Source organism: Lutibacter sp. HS1-25 (assembly GCF_004121075.1).
In the GTDB taxonomy this organism is placed as follows: Bacteria; Bacteroidota; Bacteroidia; order Flavobacteriales; family Flavobacteriaceae; genus Lutibacter.
In genome coordinates this window covers 1-2,669 of the sequence record NZ_RHLN01000067.1, presented here as the reverse complement: position 1 = coordinate 2,669, position 2,669 = coordinate 1, and the positions used below count along the sequence as shown (strand labels likewise).

General features: G+C 33.6%; 3 protein-coding genes. All 3 read left to right on the top strand.

Annotated elements, in window-relative coordinates:
• A partial coding sequence (locus EC396_RS12195; RefSeq protein ID WP_129366943.1) for a gluconate 5-dehydrogenase occupies window positions 1-643 on the top strand: 643 nt, incomplete at its 5' end.
• A 20-nt stretch (window positions 644-663) separates the two neighbouring features.
• A complete protein-coding gene (gene uxaC / locus EC396_RS12190) occupies window positions 664-2,064 on the top strand; it encodes a glucuronate isomerase (RefSeq protein WP_129366942.1) in 1,401 nt (466 codons plus the stop codon).
• Between the two features lie 25 nt (window positions 2,065-2,089).
• The coding region (locus EC396_RS12185; protein WP_164975275.1) for a sugar kinase at window positions 2,090-2,669 on the top strand (580 nt) is incomplete at its 3' end.

The window sequence follows — 2,669 nt, the reverse complement described above, 5'->3', positions numbered from 1 at the left end:
AGTAGCTGAATACAAATCTTGTGGGCTAGAAGCTTACGGATATTTATTTAATGTATGTGATGAACAAGCTGTTATTGCTAATATTACAAAGATTGAAGCTGAAGTTGGTCCAATCGATATTTTGATTAACAACGCAGGTATTATCAAAAGAACACCTATAGTAGATATGTCTGTTGAAGATTTTACTGCTGTAATCACGGTAGATTTAATCAGTCCATTTATCGTTTCTAAAAATGTTGTCAAAGGAATGATTCAACGTGGTGGAGGAAAAATCATCAATATTTGTTCTATGATGAGTGAACTAGGAAGAGATTCTGTAAGTGCTTATGCAGCAGCAAAAGGTGGTTTAAAAATGTTGACTAAAAATATGGCTACAGAATGGGCTAAATTTAACATTCAAACTAACGGAATTGGACCGGGTTATTTTGCAACAAGCCAAACGGCTCCAATTAGAGTAGACGGACACCCATTTAACGATTTTATTATTAGCAGAACACCAGCTTCTCGTTGGGGAGATCCAGAAGATTTACAAGGTGCTGCTATTTTCTTATCTTCTAAAGCAAGTGATTTTGTAAATGGTCATGTACTTTATGTAGATGGTGGAATCTTAGCTACTATCGGAAAACCTTCAAACGAAGATTAATTAAAAGAAATTAAATCAAAATGAAAACAACATTTATACACGATAATTTTTTGCTAGATAATAAATTTGCAGAAGAATTGTATCATAGTTACGCTAAAAATCAACCAATAATTGATTACCATAACCATTTATCTCCAAGGTTAATAGCTGAAGATGCTGTTTTTAAAAACTTAACAAATGTTTGGATTAATGGCGATCACTATAAGTGGAGAGCTATGAGAACCCTAGGTATAAATGAAAAATTTATCACGGGTAATGGGTCAGATAAAGACAAGTTTTTAAATTGGGCTAAAACAGTACCTCATACAATGCGTAATCCGTTGTATCATTGGACACATTTAGAATTGGCTCGTTATTTTGATGTGTACGATTTATTGAATGAAAAATCTGCAAGTAAAATTTATGAAGAAGTTTCGGCAAAAGTCAACACACCAGAATACAGTGCTCAAAACTTACTTCGTAAGGTAAATGTTGAATATGTTTGTACTACAGAAGATCCAACAGATACGCTAGAACATCATCAGCAAATAGCAAAAAACAAGATTGATATCAAGGTGGGAACCTCCTTTAGACCCGATAAAGCTATTTTAATTTCAGCTGATGGGTATAATAGTTATATAGATTCCTTAGGCAATGCTGCGGGTGTTTCCATTAATACCTATGAAGATTTATGTGATGCACTTAAAAAGAGAATTGAATTTTTTGATAAAAACGGATGTAGTGTTTGTGATCACGGTATAGATCAAATTTATTTTGAAGAATTTACTGAAGGTGAAGTGAAATCAATCTTCAAAAAGAAAAGAGAAAATCAAGAAATTACTTCAGAAGAAGCTTTAAAATTCCAAAGTGCTATTTTACTGTTTTTAGCAGAAACTTATCATGAATTTGGGTGGGTGCAACAATACCATTTAGGAGCCTTAAGAAACAACAATGCTCGTATGCATCGCATTTTAGGACCAGACACAGGATGGGATTCTATTAGTGATTATCCACAAGCGCAAAAATTATCTGCATTTTTAAATGCATTAGATAGTAAAGATAAATTAACAAAAACAATATTATACAATTTAAATCCTGCCGACAATGAAGTAATGGCAACTATGATTGGAAACTTTAACGATGGAAGTGTTAAAGGAAAAGTACAATATGGATCAGGTTGGTGGTTTTTAGATCAAAAAGACGGTATGATAAAACAATTAAACGCGCTCTCTAATATGGGATTAATAAGTTGTTTTATTGGAATGTTAACCGATTCTCGAAGCTTTTTATCATTCCCAAGACACGAATATTTTAGAAGAGTTTTATGCAATCTTTTAGGTGATGAAATTAAAAGGGGTGAATTACCTAAAGATATGGAATGGATTGGAAATATGGTTGCCAACATTAGTTATCACAACGCAAAAGAATATTTTAAAATTTAAATAAACAAAGTATTAAACAAACAAAATGAGTAAAGTAGTAACATTTGGAGAGATTATGTTAAGATTGGCTCCACAAGGATTTTTAAGATTTTCACAAGCAGATAATTTTGATGTTGTTTACGGCGGTGGAGAATCTAACGTAGCAGTTTCTTTAGCAAACTATGGTATATCTGTAGATTTTGTAACACGTTTACCAAAAAATGACATTGGAGAATGTGCCATGATGGAAATGCGCAAAAGAGGTGTTGGTGTAGATAAAATTGTTTGGGGTGGAGACCGTTTAGGAATTTACTTTTTAGAAACAGGAGCAGTTTCTCGTGGTTCAAAAGTAGTTTACGACCGTGCACACTCATCAATGTCAGACATTCAACCAGGAATGGTGAACTGGGAAGAAGTATTTGCAGGTGCAGAATGGTTTCATTGGACAGGTATCACGCCAGCCATTTCACAAAGTTCAGCCGATGCTTGTTTAGAAGCTGTAAAAGCTGCAAGTAAATTAGGCTTAACCATTTCAACCGATTTAAATTATCGCGCTAAATTGTGGAAATACGGTGGAGATCGTGAAGCAATTATGACCGAATTAACATCTTACTGTGATGTTATTT